Annotated in this window: 18 protein-coding genes, 1 pseudogene and 1 riboswitch; of the genes and pseudogenes, 6 read left to right on the forward strand and 13 right to left on the reverse strand. The window is 59.0% G+C overall.

What is annotated here, in order from left to right:
• The 12 genes and pseudogenes from VI25_RS19285 to VI25_RS19325 all read right to left on the reverse strand — a co-directional run.
• The coding region (locus VI25_RS19285; protein WP_236705141.1) for a DEAD/DEAH box helicase at window positions 1–1,006 on the reverse strand (1,006 nt) is incomplete at its 3' end.
• 134 nt (window positions 1,007–1,140) lie between these two features.
• On the reverse strand, window positions 1,141–1,521 hold the full coding sequence (locus VI25_RS28650) for a TolC family protein (RefSeq protein ID WP_316934375.1): 381 nt from the start codon (window positions 1,519–1,521) through the stop codon (window positions 1,141–1,143).
• Entirely contained in the window at window positions 1,470–2,249 is a 780-nt protein-coding gene (locus tag VI25_RS28655) for a TolC family protein (RefSeq protein ID WP_316934376.1), read from the reverse strand. Before VI25_RS28655 ends, VI25_RS28650 begins: the two co-directional genes overlap by 52 nt.
• Window positions 2,141–2,419: a TolC family protein gene (locus VI25_RS28660; RefSeq protein ID WP_316934377.1), complete on the reverse strand. Its 279-nt coding sequence runs from the start codon at window positions 2,417–2,419 to the stop codon at window positions 2,141–2,143. The genes VI25_RS28655 and VI25_RS28660 overlap by 109 nt, the downstream gene beginning before the upstream one ends.
• The gene (locus tag VI25_RS28665) at window positions 2,383–2,613 is read right to left on the reverse strand and encodes a hypothetical protein (protein ID WP_316934378.1); all 231 of its coding nucleotides are present in this window, start codon (window positions 2,611–2,613) and stop codon (window positions 2,383–2,385) included. Before VI25_RS28665 ends, VI25_RS28660 begins: the two co-directional genes overlap by 37 nt.
• Before the next feature lie 2 nt (window positions 2,614–2,615).
• Window positions 2,616–5,838 (reverse strand): annotated as a pseudogene (locus VI25_RS19295) (efflux RND transporter permease subunit).
• A 198-nt stretch (window positions 5,839–6,036) separates the two neighbouring features.
• Window positions 6,037–7,131, reverse strand: coding sequence for an efflux RND transporter periplasmic adaptor subunit (locus VI25_RS19300; protein WP_316934379.1), 1,095 nt, complete (start codon window positions 7,129–7,131; stop codon window positions 6,037–6,039).
• 46 nt (window positions 7,132–7,177) lie between these two features.
• Window positions 7,178–7,444, reverse strand: a complete 267-nt coding sequence (locus VI25_RS19305) for a hypothetical protein (RefSeq protein ID WP_045690394.1) — start codon at window positions 7,442–7,444, stop codon at window positions 7,178–7,180.
• 129 nt (window positions 7,445–7,573) lie between these two features.
• Window positions 7,574–8,281, reverse strand: a complete 708-nt coding sequence (locus tag VI25_RS24270) for a sensor histidine kinase (protein WP_052695641.1) — start codon at window positions 8,279–8,281, stop codon at window positions 7,574–7,576.
• A gap of 23 nt (window positions 8,282–8,304) precedes the next feature.
• Complete coding sequence (locus tag VI25_RS24275) at window positions 8,305–8,943, reverse strand: hypothetical protein (RefSeq protein ID WP_052695644.1); 639 nt, start codon at window positions 8,941–8,943, stop codon at window positions 8,305–8,307.
• Window positions 8,943–9,620, reverse strand: coding sequence for a response regulator transcription factor (locus VI25_RS19320; RefSeq protein WP_045690395.1), 678 nt, complete (start codon window positions 9,618–9,620; stop codon window positions 8,943–8,945). Before VI25_RS19320 ends, VI25_RS24275 begins: the two co-directional genes overlap by 1 nt.
• 54 nt (window positions 9,621–9,674) lie before the next feature.
• Complete coding sequence (locus VI25_RS19325; RefSeq protein ID WP_045690396.1) at window positions 9,675–9,998, reverse strand: rhodanese-like domain-containing protein; 324 nt, start codon at window positions 9,996–9,998, stop codon at window positions 9,675–9,677.
• Window positions 9,999–10,126: 128 nt separating this feature from the next.
• Between VI25_RS19325 and pnuC the strand changes: the two genes are divergently transcribed.
• Genes pnuC through VI25_RS19345 form a run of 4 tightly spaced genes read left to right on the forward strand, consistent with a single transcriptional unit; the run spans window position 10,127 to window position 12,714 of the window.
• A complete protein-coding gene (gene pnuC, locus VI25_RS19330) occupies window positions 10,127–10,834 on the forward strand; it encodes a nicotinamide riboside transporter PnuC (RefSeq protein ID WP_052695646.1) in 708 nt (235 codons plus the stop codon).
• Window positions 10,834–11,385, forward strand: coding sequence for an AAA family ATPase (locus tag VI25_RS19335; RefSeq protein WP_045690397.1), 552 nt, complete (start codon window positions 10,834–10,836; stop codon window positions 11,383–11,385). The genes pnuC and VI25_RS19335 overlap by 1 nt, the downstream gene beginning before the upstream one ends.
• 28 nt (window positions 11,386–11,413) lie before the next feature.
• Window positions 11,414–12,289, forward strand: a complete 876-nt coding sequence (locus VI25_RS19340) for an aldose 1-epimerase family protein (RefSeq protein WP_045690398.1) — start codon at window positions 11,414–11,416, stop codon at window positions 12,287–12,289.
• Window positions 12,290–12,297: 8 nt separating this feature from the next.
• A complete protein-coding gene (locus VI25_RS19345) occupies window positions 12,298–12,714 on the forward strand; it encodes a GNAT family N-acetyltransferase (RefSeq protein WP_045690399.1) in 417 nt (138 codons plus the stop codon).
• An 84-nt stretch (window positions 12,715–12,798) separates the two neighbouring features.
• On the opposite strand, the gene VI25_RS19350 is transcribed toward VI25_RS19345, so the two are convergent.
• The gene (locus tag VI25_RS19350; RefSeq protein ID WP_045690400.1) at window positions 12,799–13,023 is read right to left on the reverse strand and encodes a hypothetical protein; all 225 of its coding nucleotides are present in this window, start codon (window positions 13,021–13,023) and stop codon (window positions 12,799–12,801) included.
• A gap of 239 nt (window positions 13,024–13,262) precedes the next feature.
• Window positions 13,263–13,369, forward strand: a riboswitch (TPP riboswitch).
• Between the two features lie 60 nt (window positions 13,370–13,429).
• Between VI25_RS19350 and VI25_RS19355 the strand changes: the two genes are divergently transcribed.
• Complete coding sequence (locus VI25_RS19355) at window positions 13,430–15,913, forward strand: TonB-dependent receptor (RefSeq protein WP_045690401.1); 2,484 nt, start codon at window positions 13,430–13,432, stop codon at window positions 15,911–15,913.
• A 374-nt stretch (window positions 15,914–16,287) separates the two neighbouring features.
• On the forward strand, window positions 16,288–17,520 hold the full coding sequence (locus VI25_RS19360; protein WP_082455703.1) for an acyl-CoA dehydrogenase family protein: 1,233 nt from the start codon (window positions 16,288–16,290) through the stop codon (window positions 17,518–17,520).
• The last annotated feature ends 49 nt before the right edge of the window (window positions 17,521–17,569 follow it).

The raw sequence follows: 17,569 nt of genomic DNA on the forward strand, positions 1-17,569 counted from the left end.
GGCCCCGGCGCTGGTCGGCGGCGGCTTGGCTGACAGGCTCCGTGCCCAGAGTTGTTAGGCCAGTGCGGGGCTCAAAGCGGGGCACGCGGGCGTACCCGCCATCTACTACAATTGTAACGCCCTCAATGGTCAGGCTGGTTTCGGCTATGCTGGTTGCTAGCACCACTTTGCGTCGGCCTTGGGGGGCGGGGCGCAGGGCCGCGTCTTGTTGCTCGGCGGGTAGCTCTCCGTGGAGGGTATGGATGTCGATATGATCTGGCAACGACGCCAAGCGCTCGGCCACACGACGCTGGTCAGCCAGGCCAGGCAGAAATACCAATACGTCGCCAGTCGAATGCTGAGCCAGCGCTTCGCGGATGATGAGGGGCGTAAGGTCCTGTAGCTTCTCGTGCGGGCGGCGCGACACAGTAGCGGCCCGCTGTGGCGTGAGATAATGGGTTTCTACTGGAAACATGCGCCCTAGGCTGCGCACTACGGGCGCCCCCAGCCACACCCCCAGGCGATCAGCATCCAGCGTGGCCGACATCACCAGAATGCGTAAGTCGGGCCGGAGCACGCTCTGAGCATCCAGGGCCAGGGCCAGGCCCAGATCAGCCTGCAAGCTTCGCTCATGAAATTCATCGAACAGCACGGCCGCTACCCCTTCCAGAGCCGGGTCGTCCTGGAGTTGCCGGGTCAGGATCACCTCTGTTACTACCTCAATCCGCGTTTTGTCCGACACCTTGCTTTCCAGGCGCATGCGGTAGCCTACCGTCTGCCCCACTGGCTCGCCCAGCAACTGGGCCATGCGCGTAGCTGCGGCCCGGGCCGCTAGTCGGCGGGGTTCCAGCACTAGAATGCGCCCATCTTCGCGCCAGGCGGCCTCCAGCAAAGCGAGCGGCACTAGGGTGGTCTTACCCGCCCCGGGCGGAGCTTGGAGCACGGCCACATTAGAAGCTGCTAGTGTCTGGAGTAGTTCTGGCAGCGCGTCACGAATGGGTAGGTCGGGCAGGTTGAAGGACATCATGGTGCAAAGATGTCACTTGGAAGCTTTGGACGCGGTAGGGTAGGCTGAGCTGGGGCGGCGGAAAGCTCAAAACCCAGCTCAGCCTACCGCAATACATGCGGCACGCTGGGCCGGGTTTTGAAGTAGGGAGTGTTTTATCGGCCGGCTGGAACTGCAGTAGCGGCCCAGCCGCCGCCCAAAGCACGGTAGAGGTCAATGGCTTGCAGAAACTGAGTGCGGCGCACTTCGGCTAAGCTCAGTTCGGCCTCCAGGGCACTACGCTGGGCGGTGATAACCTCCAAGTAGGTAGCGTAGCCCGCTACTTGTAGGTCGGTGGCGGTAGCAATGGCTTTAGTCAGGGTTTCTACTTCCTGCTGGCGCAGGGCTGCTACCTGCCGGTAGTTTTCTAAGCCGCGCAAATTGGTGGATACTTCGCGGAAGCCCGTTTGAATCGCTTTTTGGTAGCCATAATATGCCTCTAGGTTCACGGCCACCGACCGGCCATAATCGGCCTTGAGCTGACGGCGGTTGAACACCGGGGCCGAAAGGCCGGCCAATGCGCCGTAGGCAGAGAAGCTGGGTTTAGTAGGGCTGCGGTACGGAAAGCGTTGAAGCCAAGGTAGGGGGTGAGCGTAAGGGAAGGCAGGAAGGCCGCGCGGGCCGCGTCCACGTCGGCGTGGGCCGCCGTCAGTTCCAACTCCGCCTGGCGTACGTCGGGGCGGCGCAGGAGCAGGTGAGAAGGCAAACCGGCCACTAGGCGCGTAGGAAGTTCCTGCTGGGCCAAGGCGCGGCCCCGCGCAATGCGGCGGGGGTAGCGGCCCAATAGTTGGTTTAGTTGGTTTTCGGTTTCCGTGATGCGCTGCCGCACTTCAAACCCCAGGCTGCGAGTGCGCAATAGCTGGGCGGCAAACTGCTGCACGGCCAACTCAGTGGCCCGCCCAGCTTGCTTCTGCACGCGCATAATATCTAGGCCGCGTTGTTGCAGGGTGGCATTGCGCTCCAGGGAAGCCAGCTGGTTGTCAAGCGTCAGCAACTCGTAGTAGCCGCGGGCAACTTCCGCTACCAACGAAGTCACCACCAAGTTGCGGCCTTCCACCGAAGCCAGCAACCGCAGATACGCGGCCTTGCGGCGACTGCGCAGCTTGCCCCAGAGGTCTAGCTCCCAGGAAGCCCGCAGGCCCAGGAAGTAGTCGGGGGTGAGGGTAGTAGGAATACGACGCTGGCCTTCAATATTCTGGGAGAGGTTGGTGTCGAAGTTACCCACCCGTTGAGGGTATAGTCGCCGTAGTGGTCGAGGCCGGCGGCGGCTACCCCGTTTACCGTCGGCAGCAGCGGAGCGCGCCGCTCCAGCCAGTTGGCCCGGGCCTGCTCCACGCGTTGCAGAGCCATGCGCAGGTCTAGATTTTGAGCCAGGGCCGTATCAATAATCCCCACGAGGCCGAATCGGCAAAAAAAGTTTGCCAGGGTAAGTCGGAGATGCTGGCAGTGTCCGGAGTGGTGGGGTTGCCGGCGTACACGGTGGGCGTGGCTACCACTGGGGGCAGCTCGCGCGGGGCCGTCACCTGGCAGCCGCTGACAAGGGCTACCACGCTGAGCAGGCCAGTCAGAAAACGGGAGGTCAGGCGCATAGTTATTTGGTAAAATGAACAGGTTCGCCGGCGGGTACGGCCGCGCCGAGATGGTGAGGCTGGTGCAGGACGGGCGGCGTGGTTTCCGCATCCTCCGCATCGGCATCCAAATTCTTAGGCTTTTCCAGGCTGGCAAACAGCACGTACAGTCCCGGAATCAGGACCATGCCGAACAACGTGCCCAAGAGCATGCCGCCTGCCGCCGCCGTACCAATGGAGCGGTTTCCCAGGGCTCCGGCGCCGCTCGCAATTACCAGCGGCACTAGGCCCGCAATAAAGGCAAACGAGGTCATCAGAATAGGCCGCAAGCGTGACACGGCGCCTTCCACGGCCGCATCCATAACCGATGCCCCGGCTCGGCGGCGCTGCTCGGCAAACTCAATAACGAGAATGGCATTCTTACCCAGCAGGCCAATTAGCATTACTAGTGCTACCTGGGCGTAGATGTTGTTTTCCAGGCCCAGCAGCTTCAAGCTCAGGAAGGCCCCAAATACACCGGTGGGCAGGCTTAGCAGCACTGGGAGCGGTAGCAGCAGGCTTTCGTACTGCGCCGCTAGCAGCAAGTACACGAAGATGAGCACGATGCCGAACACGTAGAGCGCCTGGTCGCCGCTCAATATTTGCTCCCGCGTCATGCCACTCCACTCGTAATCGTAGCCGCGGGGTAGCTCCTTGGCCGCTACCTTCTCAATAGCTCCAATGGCATCACCCGACGAGAAACCGGGTGCGGCGTCGCCGTTCACCATGGCTGAGGTATACATGTTGTAGCGCGTGAGCTGATCGGGACCGAACACCCGCTCCAGACGCACGAAGGTGGAGAAGGGTACCATCTCGCCCCGGTCGTTTTTCACGTGCAAGGCCAAGACATCCTCGGGGCGGCCGCGGTACTCGGGCGAGGCCTGCACCATTACCTTGTACATCTGCCCGAAGCGAATGAAGTTGGAGGCGTAGTAAGAGCCCATTAGCGTTTGCAGAGTGCTCATGGCCCGGTCAATGGTCACACCTTTCTTGGCCGCCATGTCCTGGTCCACGTGGATCAGGTACTGGGGGAAGTTGGGGTCGAAGCCAGTGAATGCGCCGTTGATAGCGCCTTCCTTGTTGAGGGCTGTAAGAAAGGTTTGGGCTACGGCGGCCGTCTTCTGCAAGTCGCCGCTGCCGGTTTTGTCGAGTAGGCGCAACTCGAAGCCGCTGGAGTTACCGAAGCCCGGCACCGTGGGCGGCGGCAGGAACTGAATACTTGCGTCGCTGATGCCTTTGGTTTTCTCTTCCAGTTCCGCAATCATGTCCTGCACCGACTGCTTCCGCTCATCCCAGGGCTTGAGGTTGATCATGCCCATGCCGTAGCTAGAGCCCGCCACCTCATTCACGAGGCTGTACCCAGCCAGCGTCGATACGGACTCTACCGGGCCCAGCTTCTGAGCAATGCGCTGCACCTGGGACAATACCTGCTCGGTGCGTTCCACGGTGGCACCGGCGGGCGTGGTCACGTTCACGTAAATCATGCCCTGGTCTTCCGTGGGGATAAAGCCCGACGGCAGGATGCGCGTCAGGCCCCAGGTAGCCCCGAAGAACAGCAGTAGGGCGGCCAGCGTAACCACGCGGCGGCCTGCCACGCTCCGTAGCAGGCCTTGGTAGCGGCCCGCTACAGCCTCGTAGCGACGGTTGAAGCCCGCAAAAAAGCGGCCCATGACACCTTTAGGCTCTTCGCCCTCGGCTTGCGGCGTATGCTTAAGCATGAGCGCACACAGGGCGGGTGTGAGGGTCACTGCATTCACGCCGGAAATCACAATGGCAATGGCCAACGTGAGCGAAAACTGCCGGTAGAACACGCCCACGGGCCCATCCATGAAGGAAACCGGAATAAATACCGCCGACATTACCAAGGTGATGGCAATGAGGGAGGAGCTGATTTCGTGCATGGCCTCGAAGGTGGCGGCCCGCGCTGGCAGGTGCTTTTCCTGCATTTTGGCGTGCACGGCTTCCACTACCACAATGGCGTTATCGACCACAATACCAATAGCCAGCACCAAGGCAAACAGGGTAAGCAAGTTGATGCTGAAGCCCAGCACCTGCATGAAAAACAGGGTGCCCACCAGCGCCACCGGCACGCTAGCGCCGGAATAAGGGTAGAGCGGAAATCTTGTAGGAAGATGTACACGACCACGAATACCAGCAGGAAGGCCTCCACCAGGGTGCGCAGTACTTCGTGAATGGAGGCGTCGAGGAAGCGTGATACGTCGTAGGCAATGCTGTAAGTCATGCCGGGCGGGAAGCTCGTTTCCTTTAGCTCGGCCATGCGCGCTTTTACACCCGCAATAACCTCAGACGCGTTGGAGCCGGGACGCTGTTTGAGCATGATGGCCGCCGAGGGGCGCCCGTCAATCTTCGATGACATGCCGTAGGTAAGCGAGCCAAATTCTACGTCGGCCACGTCGCGTAGGCGCAGAATGGAGCCATCGGCGCTGGAGCGCACCACAATGTTGCGATACTGCTCGGGTTCGAACAGCTTGCCAGTGTAGCGCAGCACGTATTGCAGCACCTGAGCTTCCCGCCCCGAGCTTTCGCCCGATTTGCCGGGCGCCGCCTCTACGTTCTGAGCCCGGATGGCCTCAATCACCTCGTCGGTTCCTACCTGGTAGGCCGCCATGCGGTCCGGTTTCAGCCACACTCGCATAGAGTATTCCCGGGAGCCCATGATTTCGGCGAAGCTACCCCGTCAATGCGCTTCAGCTCTTGCAGGACGTTGATGTCGGCGAAGTTGTAAATAAACTTCTCGTTTACCTTGGGGTCGTCGCTCATGATGTTGAGGTAGAGCAGCATGCTGTTCACCTCCTTCTCCGTCGTTACCCCCGCCTTAATTACTTCTTCGGGTAGTTCGTCGATGATGGTGGTGACGCGGTTCTGCACGCCCACGGCGGCTAGGTCGGGGTCGGTGCCTACCTCGAAGAACACCGTAATCAGGGTCACGCCGTTGTTGCTACTCACCGACGACATATAGGTCATACCCGGCACCCCGTTGATGGCGCGTTCCAGAGGAGTAGCCACGGCCTTGGCGCACACCTCGGCGTTGGCGCCCGTGTACTTAGCCGTTACCGTTACGGAAGGCGGCACAATGTCGGGAAACTGCGTGATGGGCAGCGTGACCAGCGCCAGCGCCCCTAGCAAGACCAGGAAAACTGAAATAACCAGCGAGAGAATTGGCCGGCGAATGAATATATCGAACATAGAGAAGGGAGGGAATTGCTGAAAGCTGGGTGCCCCTTCCTGAGCAAAGGAGGGGGTAGGAGTAGTTGGCCGGAGCAGCTAGATTCTCTGGGCTGTCAGGCCCTGGGTGAGCACCGCCCGACGGGGCCTGAGGCTACCGGGCAGAAGCCAGCACAGAATCTGGGGCCACGGCGCGGGGCCGGATGTGCTGACCGTTTTTCAGGCCGGCCGTGCCTCATACACAATTCTTTCACCGGGCTTTAGGCCCTCCTTCACCACGTAGAACAAACCGCTACGGGTCTGAGGCTTGAAGTTGCGCATGTGCACCTGATTGACACTGTCCACCACGTACACATAGTTTTTGTCCTGGATTTCGAACACTGCCTTCTGTGGTACCAGTAGCGCCTCCGGAAGGGTATTGGTGAGGCGGATGCGGCCAGTGGCACCGTGCTTAAGCATGCGCTGCGGGTTGGCAAACCGCGCCCGGAAGGCCAAGGAGCCCGTGCTTTCGTTGAACTCGCTCTCTGTTGTTTCAATGATGCCTGCCTGGGGGTAGCGCGAGCCGTCGGCCATGGTCAGCGACACCGAATCGGTGTGGCGCTCCGGGTGGCGCTGGCGGGCTTTGGTGTATTCCAGGTACTCACCTTCAGCCACGTTGAAGTAAGCAAACACCGAGCGCAGGTCGGAAACCGTAGTAAGCAAAGTGCCTTCCTCTACCACGCTGCCTACCTTCAGCGGAATTCGGTCAATAACGCCGTCGAAGGGCGCGCGCACCAGCGTGAAAGAGAGTTTGAGACGAGCCGCGGCTTCCGTGGCCTGGGCGTCGGCCACGCGGGCGTCGGCATCCTTCACCTTGGTTTGCGACAAGGCCAGCTCTGTTTTGGCAATGATGTTCTTATCTACAAGCAGCTTCACGCGCTCCATTTCCAGGCGGGCGGCGCGGGCCTGGGCCTGCGCCCCCGATACAGCCGCGCGGGCCTGGTTGACGCTGTTCTGGTAGGCGCTGGCGTTTAGCCGAAACAGGGGCTGTCCCTTCTTCACTTGGCGGCCTTCATCCACGTAAATGTGCTCTAGAAAGCCTGCCACCTGGGCCCGCACTTCCACGTTGCGCACGGCCTGCACGTTGGCTACGTAGTCGTGGAATAGCTCTTGCTCGGTAGGTTGCAGGGTAGTCACGGGCAGCTCAAGCGGGGCTTCCGCGGTGGGCTGGTCTTTGCCATCGGCCGAGCAGCCCGCTAGCAGGGCGGTACCAAGCAAAACGGGCAAGCTCCGACGCAATACGGTGGCGAGCGGCAGGATAGGAGAAGAAGTCATGGGAAGTGGAAGGTGAGAGGAGTAGAAGGAAGGAAGCAGGAAGCCACTAGGGCCCCGCCACCGGTACCGCTGCCGGCAAGGCCGCGCGTAACGACACCAGGAGACTGTCTTGGCGCTGGTGGTCGTCTTGGCAATGGGCGAGTAGGCGCTGCGTCATGCGCAGTTCAGCTTCTGCGTCGGCAAGGGCCGTTGGTTGCGCTTCTTCGTCGGCGCTACGGTACAGTAAAAACGCGTTCAGCCCCACCGACAGCACAACGGCTGCAGTGAGGAGGTAAAGCAAGAAACTATTGGGCCGGGGCTCAGAAATGGTCATCGTCGGGCGGCTGGTTTACCCCCCAAAGGACTTACCCCGACATTAAAACGGTATGAGAAGCAGATTAGAAGATATTAAAACCGGCCTCCGTGGGCATGGAAAGCATCTTCTGCTTTTATTACTTACTGCTTATACCGCAGGCAGCCATACCGTGGCCGTGGTACCCTCGCCAGCTACCGACGTAAGCTCCAGGCGCCCCCCGTGGCGCTGTACTATCTTCTGGGTGAGCGGGAGGCCCAGTCCGTAGCCAGGACGCCCAGCGGCTCCGGCGGCACGGTATAGGGGCTCGTAAATGTGACTCAGCTCCTCGGGCGTGAGGCCGCGGCCCGTATCAGTGATGCGTACTTGCAGCGTGTGGGTAGCAGCGTAGCCTAGCTCTGAATGAATGGCGCCCACCGAGTACTTGCAGGCGTTATCGAGTAGGTTGAACAAGGCTGTAGTCAAGAGCTGCGCGTTGCCAGGCACCATAAACACATCGGCCTCTTCCGATGCCGGCAGGTCGCCGAAGGTCAGGCGTAGCTCCCGGCCGGGGTATTTGCTGTGCGCGTACTCTAGGGCTTGGTTGAGGCACTCATCGAGGCGCACCGGTACGGGTGCGGGCAGGGCACCGTCTACCTTCGCCAAAGCCAGTAGGCTATTAGTAAGACCGTTCAAATGGCGGGCCGCTTCCAACCCAGCGCCTAGGCTTTGGCGAGCTTCCTCCAGCGTGTGGTCGTAGGTGAGGGCCGTTTCCAGAGTACCCATGAGGGTAGTGAGCGGGGTGCGCAACTCGTGAGAGGCGTGCGACAGAAAGCTTTTCTGGGACTCAAAGGCCTGTTCCAGCTCGGATAGGAGCACGTTGAACGTCTTGGCGAGCTGAGCTAGCTCATCACGGCGGTTGCCTCGTGCAAGCGACGACCTAGATTAGATGCCGAAATGCGCTCGGCCTGCCGCATAATACGGGCCACAGGGTGCAGGGCCGAGCCCGCGAAATACCAGCCGGCCAGAATAGTTAGGGCCAGGGCCCCCACATTGCCAACCAGCAGCAGAATGCGCAGGCGGTCGAGCTGAGCCCGCGCCAGCCGATCTATTGCCGAGACGAATATGGTGTACTGCTTGCCACGGTGGGAATACACCAGGCCCACGGCTTCCTGGGAGTTGCTGGCCGTAAAAAATACGGGGGCCTGGGTGCGTAAGCGGCCCAGATAACGGAGATTGTAGCGCTGGTTGATGGTATCGTCACTGCTGTAGCGCAGTTCACCCTGGGGCCCGTAGATGCTAATTTCCTCGTCGGGTACTAGGAGCAAGTCGCCGCGGCGGATGCTACCCAGGTTGCCCGATTCCAGCTTGCCCGTGCGTACCAGCACGCGACCCGCCAGCGTAGCCATGTTTACCAAGCGGTGCTCAAAGCGCTGCCGCCGGGTAGTGGCGTGGAAATAGTAAATGAAGGCCGAGAAGCTGACCTGAATGGCCAGTACCAGCAAGGTAAAGCGCAGGGTAAGCTTGTTCCGAATCAGCATTAGCCTTCCCGCATCACGTAGCCCATGCCCACCACCGTATGAATCAGCTTGGGCGTAAAGTCGCGGTCTAACTTTTTGCGCAGGTAGCTCACGTACACGTCAATGACATTGGTACTGGTGTCGAAGTCTAGCTCCCAAACGCGCTCGGCAATATCCACCCGGCTAATAATCTTGCCGCGGTTTAGCAGCAAGTGTTCCAGCAAGGCGTACTCGCGGGTCGTCAGGTCGATGCGTTGCCCGGCCCGGGTCACAATTTTAGAGTCCAGGTTCAGTTCAAGGTCGGCCATGCGTAGCACTTGCCGCCCCGATTCGGTGGCGGCGGCGCGCTTAGTTAGGGCCCTGGCCCGGAGTAGCAATTCCTTGAAGGCGAAAGGCTTAGCTAAGTAGTCGTCGGCTCCAGCCTCGAAGCCCGTCACCTTATCATCGAGCGAGTCGAGGGCGGTGAGGAGGAGTACGGGTAGTTGGGGCTGCTCCGCGCGGATAATGCGGCACAGCTCAAAGCCATTGATGTAAGGCAAGTTCACATCCAACACTGCCAGGTCGTAGGGCTGGCGCTGGAAGAACGCCCGGCCCATTTGGCCGTCATACGCTAGGTCAATTTCGTACCCCTCATTCTCGAAGCCCTTCTTCACAAACGCCGCCAACTTCGGCTCATCTTCAACCAGTAGTATTTTCATGTGAGGTGGGGACGGCAGAGCACAGGAGCAGAAAGCGGGGCAACGACCAAAAAGCTAGTATACGGGTACGTTGGGGTCTACGCGGGTGCTCCACGCGTGGATGCCGCCGCGCAGGTTCAGCAAGTTGGTGAGCTGGTGGCGGTGCTGAAGGTAAGCCAAGGCTTGCATGGAGCGCACCCCGTGGTGACAGATGAGCACAGCGGGGCGCTCAGGGTCTATTTCCTCGGCGCGGCTAGCCAGCTCGCTCAGCGGAATCAGCTCACTACCCCCAATGCGGCAGTACGCATACTCCTCGGGCTGGCGCACATCAATGAGTTGAATGTCTTCGCCGCGCTGTAGGCGGGCGTGCAAATCTTCGGGCGTGAGTTCGGGGAGCATGGTGGGGAGTGGATAAGACAAGGAAAAGATACTGAGGCCGTAAAATTAACCCATAGCTCCTTAGCTTTGACCTTCCAAGTTGCCGGGGTGGCAGCCGCGCTGCCGGGTACTCCGCTTTTACTACTGTTGTGTTACACGTATATGAGGTATGGGCCCCGGTGGCCCAAGTAAGCGGAGCAGCCGTGGGCTGGGGCCAATTGCTAAACGAGGCATGGCGTCCGTTCGACTCGGTGCTACAGTGGGTCGGTCCTGCCCACCTAGAACAGATAGCGGTGGCTACCGGCTTTTTGTGCGTGTGGCTGGCCGCCCGCGAGTCGTTGTGGAACTTTCCGGTTGCCATCTTTAGCTGCCTGCTCTACATCATCATCTACCACAATACCAAGCTATACGCCGACCGCAACCTGCAGGTATTGTTTGTTTTACTGAGCCTATACGGCTGGTACGAGTGGTTGTACGGGGGAAGCCGCCGCACGGAGCTGCGCGTCACGCACGTGCAGCGCTGGGAATGGGTAGGGTGCGCCCTATTCATTCCGCTGTTTACCCTGGGTTTTGGCTACTACCTGCAACAGCATACCGATTCTACTACGCCCCACCTCGACAGTTTTACGACGGCGGGCAGCATTGCCGCTCAGTTTCTGATGATGCGCAAGCGCCTGGAAAACTGGTGGCTCTGGATTATGGTAGACCTACTTTACGTGCCGCTGCTGTGGTATAAGGAGCTGCAGCTGACTAGTGGCCTCTACGCCTTGTACTTAGGGTTGGCAGCTTACGGTTATTGGGAGTGGCGCCAAGCCCTGCGGAAGGTTGATAATTCACCCACTACCCCATCTGCCTGATGCTTCGCGTTGCCCTCACTGGTCCCGAATCCACGGGCAAAACCACGCTTAGCCGTTTGCTGGCCGAGCACTACCACACCGTATGGGCTCCCGAATACGCCCGGGAGTATTTGGAAGCGCGCGGTCCCCGCTACGTTCTGGCCGACTTGGAGGAAATAGCCCGGGGCCAGTTGCAGGCCGAAGCTGCCGCCGAGCAGGCCGCCCGCCGCCTAGGCCGCCCGGTAGTGTTCTGTGACACCGATTTGCTGGTGATAAAAGTATGGGCGGAACATGCCTTCGGGTATTGCCCCAACTGGATTTTGCGCCACATAGAGCACCACCACTACCATTTGGTGTTGCTACTGAACGTAGACTTGCCCTGGGAGCCCGACCCGTTGCGCGAGCATCCGCAGCACCGCCAGTATTTTTACCACCTCTACCAGCAAGAATTACGCAACCAGGTGGCGAACTTTGCCGAAATCAGTGGCACGCCTGGGCAGCGCCTTGATGCGGCCTGTTTCCACGTCGATACATTACTGGGGTCCAAACCCCTGACCCCGTTTCCGTCGTAATGCGGCCAGCTACCTGTCCTTACCCTGCATGACGTATACCCTCGAAAACGAACAGTGCCGCGTGGCGGTGAATACCCACGGCGCCGAGCTTGCTAGCTTCGTCCGCAAAGACCTCGATAATCTGGAGTACATCTGGTCGGCCGACCCCGCTTTTTGGAACCGGCACGCTCCCGTCTTATTTCCCATCGTTGGACGTCTCCCCCAGGACCAGTTCACCTACCAGGGCCAGCAGTACCAACTCAGCCAGCACGGCTTTGCCCGAGACCAGGAGTTTGTGCTGCTGCGCCAAACGCCCGCCGAACTGCTGTTTGAACTGCGCCCCACTGAGGCTACCCGCGCTCGGTTTCCGTTTGAGTTTATTCTGCGTATCAGCTACCGCCTCGCGGGGCCGCAGCTCACCATTGGGTGGGAGGTGGAAAACCCTGGCTCGGGTGAGTTGCTATTTAGCATTGGCGCCCACCCGGCCTTCCGATGCCCTCTGGTAGAGGACGAATCCTTTGAGGATTATGACTTCACCTTCGACCACCCCGTAACGGCGGAGCGTCATTTGCTGGAAGGAGGCTTACTCAACGGACACACCGAACCCCTACTGGAAGACCAGGCAAGCCTACCCCTCAGCTACCCGCTTTTTGCCCAGGATGCTTTGGTTCTGAAGCACTTCGACTTCAATCACATCACGCTCCGCAGCCGACGCTCGGGTCGCGGGGTGCGCCTACGCTTCGATGGGTTTCCCTTCCTGGGTCTCTGGACTAAAGGCCCCGGCTCCCCATTCGTATGCATTGAGCCCTGGCAGGGCATTGCCAGCTCCACCACCGACGCGGGTGAACTGGCCGATAAGGAAGGCATCCTGAGCCTGGGTCCCAACCAACAATTCATGACTTCTTACAGCATCACTGTCGAGTAATTTTTTGCATGTCATCTGATCTTACCATCCGCGCCATTGCTGCGGCCGAAACGTACCCTCTCCGTCACCAAGTACTGTGGCCCGACGAGTCCATTGAATACATCAAACTAAACCAAGATGACCAGGGCCACCACTTTGGCGCCTTCCACAACGCCAAGCTCGTGTCGGTTATCTCCCTGTTCATTGATGGCAATGTGGCCCGCTTCCGCAAGTTTGCCACCCGCCCCGACTGCCAGGGCCAAGGTATCGGCTCTCAGCTCTTGCGCCACGTGCTAGATGTAGCCCGCGAGAAGGGCGCCCAGCGCATCTGGTGCGATGCGCGCGCCCAAAACGAAAACTTCTACCGGGCGTTTGGCTTAGAGCCGGAGGGCAACCGCTTCTACCGCGGCACCATTCCCTACATGCGCATGGCCAAAGATTTATAAGTCTAACTCCGGCATAGAGCACACACAAGCGCCGCCCTGTGAACGTATCAAGTTCAGGGGGCGGGCGCTTGTGTGTGCTAGCACTTATACTTCCATCGGCACGCGCGGGTAGCTATAGTCCGGTTCCCAGTCGTTGATGGGGCGGGAGATGCCCGGCGGCAAGTCGAGGTCCGGTAAGCCGTCGTCAATGGGTTCGCCACCCTCGTCGTCGTTGTCGGGGGAAGGCGGATGAGGAAAGCGCCGGCGTGGCGTGAGCAGGAAATAAGCCAGAATGGCCAGTACCACAAGAAGGTATGCGACGATATTCATGGCAAGAAAAGGTAGGACAACAGAAAAACTACACCGAGCGCGGTATCATAGAATAACGAAAGCTAGGAAGAGTTGTTTTGGGTATCTGCGGGAATTAGCGACAAATGGTGCTAGTCTAAGATAGGTGATTATCAGTCGAAAGGAAAGTATCTGGGGCTGATATACCCGCGGCGGGAAGACGGCAAGTACGGCCCACTTCCCAGCCTAATTTGATTCTGGCAGCCCGCGCCCTACCTTTACAGCAGTTTTAGGGGTGCCCCAGGCCACACGTGGCAATAAGGCTGAGATCATACCCATTGAACCTGCCCGGGTAATGCCGGCGAAGGGAACAAACGATCCGCGAGCGAAAAACCGATGGTGCCGACCCCTGGCGCCAGGTCCGTTCTACTTATTACCAGTCTTCTTTTTGAAACGTTTTCTGACTACCGGCGCGGCCCTACTGGCGTTGTCCGGTCCGGCGTGGGCACAAGGTCCCGTGTCTGGCTCCGTTACGGATGCCCGCACCGGTACCGCTTTGCCCGGCGCCACCGTGCTGCTCGATGGGGCAGCTATTGCGGCTACTGCCGATGGTACTTTTATTCTACCAGCCGTTGGGCCAGGTTCTCATGAGTTGCGCATCACGTTTGTAGGCTACGAGCCTATAGTGCGCCGCTTTCAGGGACAAGCCGCCGCCCAGCAGATTTTCTTTGCTTTACAGCCTGCAGGCGTTCTTACGGGCGAGGCACTCGTGACGGCTACCCGCGCCAACGAGCGCACCGCCACGGCCTACACCAACCTGAGCAAGGAAGATTTGGCCAAGCGCAACTTCGGACAAGACATCCCCTACCTGCTCGATCAGACCCCGTCCGTGGTGGTCAACTCCGACGCGGGCGCGGGCGTGGGCTACACCGATATTCGCATTCGGGGTACCAGCAACACGGGGATCAACATGACCATCAACGGGGTGCCCTTGAACGATGCCGAATCGCACGGCTCGTTTCTGGTGAACCTGCCGGACCTGGCTTCGTCGGTCAACAGCTTGCAAGTGCAGCGGGGGGTAGGCACCAGCCAAAATGGGGGCGCAGCCTTCGGGGCCAGCATCAACATCAGCACCCTAGACAACCGCCGTGAGGCTTATGGCGAAACCCAAAATACCTACGGCTCTTTCAATACCTGGAAGAACAACGTGCAATTTGGTACGGGCTTGGTAGGTAAGTACTTTACCTTCGATGGGCGGCTCTCGCGCATTGTGTCAGATGGGTACGTAAAGCGCGGCGCCTCCGACCTCAAATCGTACTACTTCTCGGCGGGCTACCAGCAGAAGAATACCCTGCTCAAGTTCATCACCTTCTCGGGCCGCGAGAAAACCTACCAGGCTTGGAACGGCGTACCCGAACCCGCTATAACCGGCGACCGGACTTTGTTGCAACAGTACATCGACAACGGAGAATTGAGTGAAGCCGATGCTGAGCGGGCCATGCAGGAAGGCCGGCGCTACAGTTACTACACCTACGACAACCAAACCGATAACTACCAGCAAAACCACTACCAACTGCACCTGGCCCAAGGCCTGGGCGACGATTGGAACCTGGGCGCCGCCTTGCACCTTACGCGCGGGTTTGGGTACTATGAGAGCTATCGGGCCCGGCGGCGCTTCACCGACTACGGTCTGCAGAACGTCATTATCGGAGGCGACACGCTCACGCGTACCAACTTAGTAGATCAAAAATGGCTGGATAACTACTTCTACGGGGGTACTTTTGCCCTGAACTATCAGCCCAAGGCCAACGACAAGCTACAGGCTACGGTAGGCGGGGCCTGGAACCGCTTCACCAACGACCACTATGGCGAGGTGATTTGGGCGCAGTATGCTTCCAATAGCAACATCCGCCAGCGCTACTACTTTAACGACGCCCGCAAGACCGACTACAACGGCTACGCTCGGGCGACGTGGCAGGTGCTCCCGAAGCTGGGCGTGTACGGCGACGTGCAGGTGCGCCACATCGAGTACACCATTGATGGGGTAGAGGACGACCAGAACGATGTGACCACGCGGGCCCGCTACACCTTCTTCAACCCCAAGGCTGGTGCTACTTTCACCCTGCGCGAGGGCCAGCAGCTGTACGCTAGCTTTGCCGTAGGGCAGCGCGAGCCTGTGCGCTCCGATTTCACTGACCGACCCGCTGGTGACCAAAGCGCCAAGGCCGAACGCCTGAACGACTTGGAGGGCGGCTACCGGTTGTCGTTGCCGAATAGCACGCTGCTGGGCCCTGGCACGGCGTTGCGCGTCGAGGCCAACTATTTCTACATGAACTACCGCAATCAGTTGGTAGCCACCGGGCAGCTAAATGATGTGGGTACGGCCCTGCGCACGAACGTAGCCCGGAGCTACCGCACGGGTGTAGAACTGTCGGGCTTTGCTTCGGCCAATGACAAAATTAGCTTGAGCAGCACCCTCACCTTGAGTCGTAATCGCATCTTGGGCTTCCGCGAGGTAATTTACGATGCCGATTATACCCCTATTGTAGCATCCGAAGCCCGCTCTACTACCATTTCCTACTCGCCTTCGGTTGTATCGGCGCACACGCTGGAAGGCCAGCCCCTGAAAGGGCTCCGCTTGGCACTGCTTTACAAAACCGTCAGCCGCCAATACCTCGACAATTCCACCAGCGAAGACCGGCGCCTCAAGCCCTACCAAGTGCTCGACTTCCGCCTCCGTTACAGCATCTACCCCTCGTTTATGAAGGAAGTGGAACTAGGCCTACTGGTGAACAACGTACTGAACCGCCGCTACGAGGCCAATGGTTACACTTACGGCTACCCCGATGCCACGGGCCGGCAGCAAACTTTCAACTGGTACTTCTCCCAAGCCACGCGTAATTTCCTGGCCTCGGTGGGGGTTAAGTTCTAATCACGGTATAAAAACTACGGTTCAGCTTTGATTTACACACTGTTGAGTTTGAATTTGGGGGTAACGTTGCTCCATAGTGCGGTAATTTTCCTCGGAAACAATCAATATTATATAAGAAGGGTCGTATATTTCGGCATAGACTTTGCCAGTAGAGAAGGCATGATTTTTCAGCTGAGAATCTGCCTCTCAGCTTTTTGCCGGCGAGGAATTGACGGGTGGTTCTGGCATTCTTCCCTCAAGCTTCACGCCCACAAGCCCTGACTAGTTCGTTTAACTGGTCAGGGTTTTTTATGTCGACGCTAGTGGGGTTGTGGGTCGGGGCCGCCGCCCCGAATTTGTTATCTTTGGTCAGTTAACCCACCCATATTCCCGCTATGTCTTCGCAAGCTGACGTTCTTTCGCCCAAGGCCCAGGTACAGCAAAACAAAGGCTCCCTGAACGCCGCCGGCTTTACTGATTACTACGACATTGACGACCTGCTGACGGAGGAGCACAAACTTATCCGCCAAAGCATCCGCGACTTTGTGAAGAAGGAAATCTCGCCCAATGTGGAGCAGTGGGCTCAGCAGGCGCACTTCCCCTCCGACATCGTGCGCAAATTTGGGGAGGTAGGCGCTTTCGGCCCTACCATTCCTACGGAGTACGGCGGCGGAGGTCTCGACTACATCAGCTACGGCCTGATCATGCAGGAAATTGAGCGCGGCGACTCGGGCATGCGCTCCACGGCTTCGGTGCAAGGCTCTCTGGTGATGTTCCCTATTTACCAATACGGTTCTGAGGAGCAGCGCCGCAAGTACCTGCCTAAGCTAGCTTCTGGCGAGTGGCTCGGGTGCTTCGGCCTCACCGAGCCCGACCACGGGTCAAACCCCGGCGGGATGATTACCAAGATTGAGGATAAAGGTGATTACTACCTGCTTAACGGTGCTAAGCTTTGGATTTCTAATTCGCCAGAATGCCAGGTAGCAGTAGTATGGGCCAAGGATGATAACGGCCGCATCCGCGGGGTTATCGTGGAGCGCGGTATGGAAGGCTTTACCACGCCCGAAATTCACAACAAGTGGAGCCTGCGCGCCAGCACCACTGGCGAGCTGGTGTTCGAGGATGTACGCATCCCCAAGGAAAATATCCTACCCAACATTGACGGTCTTAAAGGGCCGCTCTCCTGCCTCGACTCGGCCCGCTACGGTATTGCTTGGGGGGCACTAGGTGCCGCCATTGACTGCTACGAGTCGGCACTGAAGTACTCTTTGCAGCGGGAGCAATTCGGCAAACCAATTGCCTCCTACCAGCTTCAGCAGAAGAAGCTGGCCGAGATGATTACGGAAATTACCAAGGCCCAATTGATGGTGTGGCGCCTGGGCATGCTCAAAAATGCGGGTAAAGCTACCTCCGCCCAGATTTCAATGGCCAAGCGTAACTCCGTGGAAATTGCCTTGGAAATTGCCCGCGAAGCCCGCCAAATTCACGGCGGCATGGGTATCACCGGCGAGTACCCCATTATGCGCCACATGATGAACTTGGAATCGGTGGTAACTTACGAAGGCACCCACGACATTCACCTACTCATCACCGGCGCCGATATTACCGGCATTCAGGCATTTAAGTAGGCAAAGTGCAGCTCTTAGCAAGAAGCCCCGCTGATACGTATCAGCGGGG

The organism is Hymenobacter sp. AT01-02, assembly GCF_000961955.2.
GTDB lineage: Bacteria > Bacteroidota > Bacteroidia > Cytophagales > Hymenobacteraceae > Hymenobacter > Hymenobacter mucosus.